4 protein-coding genes are annotated in these 5,484 nt (G+C 37.1%); all 4 read right to left on the bottom strand.

The window, feature by feature from the left end; all coding sequences use genetic code 11:
* Positions 1-319 precede the first annotated feature (319 nt).
* The 4 genes from guaA to serS all read right to left on the bottom strand — a co-directional run bounded on the left by guaA (position 320) and on the right by serS (position 5,166).
* Positions 320-1,882, bottom strand: coding sequence for a glutamine-hydrolyzing GMP synthase (gene guaA / locus DM84_RS01510; RefSeq protein ID WP_250777917.1), 1,563 nt, complete (start codon positions 1,880-1,882; stop codon positions 320-322).
* Between the two features lie 94 nt (positions 1,883-1,976).
* Positions 1,977-2,483, bottom strand: coding sequence for a DUF2924 domain-containing protein (locus tag DM84_RS01505; RefSeq protein ID WP_250777916.1), 507 nt, complete (start codon positions 2,481-2,483; stop codon positions 1,977-1,979).
* Positions 2,484-2,581: 98 nt separating this feature from the next.
* A complete protein-coding gene (purD, locus tag DM84_RS01500; RefSeq protein WP_250777915.1) occupies positions 2,582-3,853 on the bottom strand; it encodes a phosphoribosylamine--glycine ligase in 1,272 nt (423 codons plus the stop codon).
* 35 nt (positions 3,854-3,888) lie between these two features.
* Positions 3,889-5,166 carry a serine--tRNA ligase gene (gene serS, locus DM84_RS01495; protein ID WP_250777912.1) on the bottom strand — a complete coding sequence of 426 codons (1,278 nt, stop codon included), beginning with the start codon at positions 5,164-5,166 and terminating at the stop codon, positions 3,889-3,891.
* Positions 5,167-5,484 lie beyond the last annotated feature (318 nt).

Here is a 5,484-nt window from a genome sequence, read left to right as displayed (position 1 = left end):
CCCTTGGTGGTACCGGTGGAGCAACCATACCTTTTGAGTTAACTCTTCCTTCATTGTTGGGAAAGTTTTCTAAGTAATTTTGTTTTATTATATTAGTCATATTTTTACCTCTAAACCTATTAACTAATAAAATTATAAGGTTAGAGGTATTAATTTTGTAATAATAAAGCTAATAGGCAACTGGACCGTACAATCCACTGCACAGATTGGGAAGTTAAATAATAGCTTCTGTACTATGATAAGGGTGTTGAAAAAATTTGTCAGTAGTTTTTATAGCTCTTGTGACTTAGAAAACCAGTGTCGGAGCACTGGCTCATGATTACTCCCACTCAATAGTTGCTGGTGGTTTGGAAGTTAAGTCATATACAACCCTATTTACTCTGGAAACGTTATTAACAATTATGCTGCTAACGTTCTGCAGAAAATCCCAAAATACTAACGAATGTTGATTCTTATTCTCAAATGGAAATGCATCAGCCGTCATACCGTCAGACGATGTTACAGCTCTCAAAGCACAAACATATCCATATGTGCGATTATCCCCCATGACTCCCACAGTTTTTACTGGCAACAATACAGCAAAAGCCTGCCATATCTTATTATACAGATCGTAATTTTTCATTGTATTGATATATATTTCATCTACCTCTTGCAATATTCGCACCCTTTCTTCATTCACTTCACCTATGATCCTCACTGCAAGTCCAGGTCCAGGAAACGGATGTTGAAATATTATCTTATCTGAAAGACCAATCTCTTTTCCAAGCAGCCTTACTTCATCTTTAAAGAGATAGCGCAAAGGTTCTACTAGCTTCAAATTCATCTTTTCTGGCAATCCGCCAACATTATGATGAGATTTAATTGTACTAGCATTCCCTGAAGCGTGCCCTGACTCAACTACATCGGAGTAGATGGTGCCTTGCATTAGAAAACCCACATCACCTATTTTTTTCGCCTCTTCTTCAAACACTTCAATGAAAGTATTGCCGATAATCTTTCGCTTTTCTTCCGGACCAGTTATTCCCTTTAACCTACTCAAAAATAAGTTTGATCTGTCAACGTAGTTTATCGGAATCTCTTTCAACATAGCAATGGTTTGGTTTTTGTGTAACAACCCAGTGTCGATAAAAATACAGTTCAATTGTTTTCCTATAGCTCTATATGTGAGAGTTGCTGCAACACTTGAATCAACACCGCCACTTACTGCGGCAATTACCTTTCTCTTCCCTACTAAATTTTTGATTTTTTCCTTCTGCTTTTCAATGAGTGACTTCATTGTCCAGTCTCTTTCACAATTTGCAATATCCAAGAAGTTAGAGAGCAACTTGCTGTCATTTGCTGTAGGCTTAACTTCAGGATGAAATTGAGTACAGTAAATCTTCCGCTGCTCATTGGCGATTATTGCAATTGTTTGATTTATCACACCCGATGCAATAACAGTAAATCCCTGTGGTATAGTTTCAACACTGTCTGCGTGATTCATCAGCACATCCACTTCGGAATTGACTTCCCACGTATCCTTTATAATGGGGGATTCTTTTAGTATTTTGATCTTAGTTCTACCAAATTCTTGTTTGAATTCCTTTTTTACTTTTGCTCCAAAATAATGACAAATGAGTTGCTGCCCGTAGCATATTCCAAGTATAGGAACGCTTGTTGCCTCATTAAGTTTTATAATTTCATGCACTACTTCACTTGCCTCAGGACAACTGTCATTTACGGATTGTGGTCCTCCAGAGAAAATAAATCCGTTGAACTTCGATATTGTTTCAAAACTGATGTTGCTTGGAAATATCTCACAATAAACGCTCATTTCCCTTATTCGTCTTGCGATGAGCTGTGTAAACTGTGAACCAAAATCAATAATAGCAATTGCTGACAACGTGCTCCTCCATATTATTTAAAGTAATTTCTGATAATAAAGAAAATAATGGAGCAAGTAAACTAAGACCTCTTTAAACGCTTTAATATATAGCCTAAATGTTACTATTTTGAGCCGACAGAAATTCTGCACAGTAATAGCTCAGAGTTCTTAGTCCTTCCTCAGGGTTAAGACATACTTTAAAAAAATCCCAACCGTTGCAACTTTTACCAGTAATTCCTGTGCCAGCTGCAGAAGGAGAGTCATATTCTTTCCCATTATAGATAAACCTGCCTTTATTACTGACTGCAACTTCATATGTTTTGCCTTTATATTTTCCAATAAGTGTTTTCCCTATAAAAAGAGCTTTAACAACTTTTTGATTTTGCGTTAAGTCATCATCAACTTGTATAACTTCGTCAGATTTATTCACTTCGGGTGTAGCTGGCAGTTTGTTGTCTAACATATTATTTAACACTGTGTACATTATATATGTTACAATCTCATTTTTAACTTCCTCTGCTCTTTTATCTACATATTTTTCTACTTCACTGCGCACATGTCCTTTTAAGCTGTCAAGAAAGTTTTGCAAGTCAAGTAAAGTTAATTCAGACGTTTCCATAAACCCCCCAGTTCTATTATTACCCGATAATACATCTAGTATACTAAAATATCTTTAAAAAGGACGACTTAAAATTCCTGACACTTAGGTAGCTAATGTTAACTACCAATATCGTACCTGAAGAAACCTCCTGGCCATTCTAAAAAGTTCAGTGCCGAGTACACTTTACTTTTAGCTTCTTCTACGCTGCTTCCTCCCCCTATTATATTGAGCACTCTCCCGCCATCGGAAACTAAGTTACCGCTTTCATCCAACTGAGTACCAGCATGGAATACCAGTATACCGGGAATACTCTCAATTTTATCCAATCCTCTAATTATTTCTCCTGTTTTATAATCACCTGGATAACCCTTACTTGCAACGACTACACAAACTGTAGATTTGTTAGTAAGCTCCACCGTTTTGGCACTCAACTTTCCTTCTGCAACTGATAACATTAATTTTAATAAGTCACAATTTTCATCAAATCTAGGCAAAATAGATTGTATCTCCGGATCACCGAATCTAACATTATACTCAAGAAGTTTAGGGCTATCCTTACAAATCATTAAACCAGCAAAGAGCACTCCTTTATAGGGTGTTCCCATATTAGTCAGGGCTTGAATTGTCGGATATATTATTCTTTGGATAATTTTTTGCTCCATATCCTTACTTATAATTGAAGGCGATGAGTATGCCCCCATACCTCCGGTATTTTGACCTTCATTGTTTTCATTAGCTCTTTTATAATCCTTTGCACATCCAAGGGTTGCCACTTTCAACCCGTCAACAAGAGCAAAAAAGCTTACTTCCTCTCCCACTAAAAATTCTTCTATGACTATCTCTTCGCCTGATTCACCGAATTTTTTCTCTACCAACATTGAATCTATTGCCGAAAAAGCTTCGTTTTCTGTGTTGCATATTATTACACCTTTCCCTGCTGCAATTCCGTTTGCTTTCACCACAAGTGGAAATTTTATTTTATTGCTGCATACAAAGTTTTTAGCTAATCCCTCATCGACAAAACACTCATACTTGGCAGTTGGTATACCATATTGTTTACATAACCTCTTGGTGAAAGACTTTGATGCCTCAAGCTTCGCAGCTGCTCGACTTGGAGCAAAAACATTTATTCCCTCTGCAACTAGGTTGTCAGCAAGCCCATCAATTATTGGTTGCTCTGGACCAATAACAACTAATTCTATATTTTCTCTCTTGCAAAATTGTGTAATATCAATTGAGTTTCGGATATTTATATCCACAAGAACCCCAAGATTTTCCATAGCTCGGCGGCCAGGAGTGATATATAACCCAGTTAATATAGGAGATTTTTTTAGAGCCCAAAATAAAGCATGCTCACGCCCACCAGAACCGATAACCAGAACCTTCATCTTTAATTTCCTCGCTTTTCTGTATGTTAAAACTATTATTTGTTTATAACAGTATCATTACTCATATATTTTTGCAACACGTTTGGTATTGTAATTGACCCGTCAGGATTTTGATAATTCTCCATTATGGCAATAATCGTTCTTCCTATAGCTAAAGCCGAGCCATTTAAAGTGTGAACATATTTTTTCACCTTCTTGTCAGCCTCTAAAAAGTATTTAGTGTTCATTCTTCTTGCCTGAAATGCACCGCAATTTGAGCAACTTGATATCTCTCTATATTTATTTTGCTCAGGCAGCCACACCTCTATGTCATAAGTCTTCTGCGCGGCGAAGCCCATATCGCCACTGCATAGCAGCATCACCCTATATGGCAATTCCAATTGCTTTAATATCTCTTCAGCAACGCTTATCATGCACTCAAGTTCATCATTTGATTGGTTTTCAGTTGTGATACTCACCAACTCCACTTTACCAAATTGATGTTGCCTAACCATGCCTCTCGTGTCTCTTCCTGCGCTGCCGGCCTCCTTACGAAAACACTCCGAATATGCAGTAAAACGAACGGGCAGTTCTTTTTCTTCTATTATTTTATCAGCAACCAAATTTGTTAAAACCACTTCACCTGTGGGAATCAATCTCAATTCGTCGGTAGTTAAATATGAATCATCAGAAAATTTCGGTAGCTGACCAACATTATACATCGCTTCATTCTTTACCAAAGCCGGATGATATACCTCAGTATAGCCAAATTCATTAATATGCATTTCAAGCATAAAATTTACTAATGCTCGTCCAAGCTTAGCTAACCGTCCTTTCAATACTGCAAATCTTGACCCGGAGATTTTTGCTGCTTGCTCAAAATCCATCGAATCCAACCCCTCTCCGAGCTCATAATGGGACTTTGGCGCAAAATCAAATTTTCTTCTCTCTCCATATTTTCTAACTTCTACGTTAGAGCTCTCATCTTCACCTATTGGCACGTTTTGTGCAGGGATATTTGGTAAGTTAGATAAGATATTCATTAAGTTATCTTTCTCTGTTTGTTCTTTTAAGCTGATTGCTTCTATCTCATTTGTTATATTTCTTGACGCTTCTACCTCATTTTCACAGGGGCTCTTGCTCATTTTGAGCTTCTTTATCTCTTCTGTGATTTCATTGCGCTTCCTGTTCAAATCTTGCAGTTTAGTGGTTAATGATCTTTTCTTATGATCGATTTCCAATATTTCTTCCACAGTAAAATTTTTAATTCCCCTGCTCTTCATCGCTTTTCCGAATTCCTCAGGGTTTTTGCGTATATACTCTATATCATGCATACATTGTGCTATTACTACATTGTTACTGTACTTTAAAAGCTTTTAATGCTCAATATTTTTGCACATGTCATTAATAACTGCTATGGTAATAGGACAAGTTAAAGGTACCGTTTTGCCAATCAACAATGATGTCATTCCAGCGTCCCTCCTCCTGTCATTCCAGTACTTCCTTTTCTTGTCATCCGAGTAGCCCTATTCTTGTCATCCCAGTCTGGGATCCAGGATACTGCTTTAGCAATAAATATTTAAGAAATTTACCAGATAGGAGAAAAAGACAATAAAACCCCGAGGTAGCTAGTTATTCCACTCTCTATTTTA

This window comes from Wolbachia pipientis, from assembly GCF_023661085.1.
Taxonomy (GTDB): Bacteria; Pseudomonadota; Alphaproteobacteria; order Rickettsiales; family Anaplasmataceae; genus Wolbachia.
Note: the sequence above shows the minus strand (reverse complement) of the source record. Positions and strands in the feature narration are given on the sequence as shown.

Coding starts and splice junctions, on each gene's coding strand:
- DM84_RS01505 (WP_250777916.1), bottom strand. CDS start 2,483: ATGGAAACGTCTGAATTAACTTTACTTGACTTGCAAAACTTTCTTGAC.
- purD (WP_250777915.1), bottom strand. CDS start 3,853: ATGAAGGTTCTGGTTATCGGTTCTGGTGGGCGTGAGCATGCTTTATTT.
- serS (WP_250777912.1), bottom strand. CDS start 5,166: ATGCATGATATAGAGTATATACGCAAAAACCCTGAGGAATTCGGAAAA.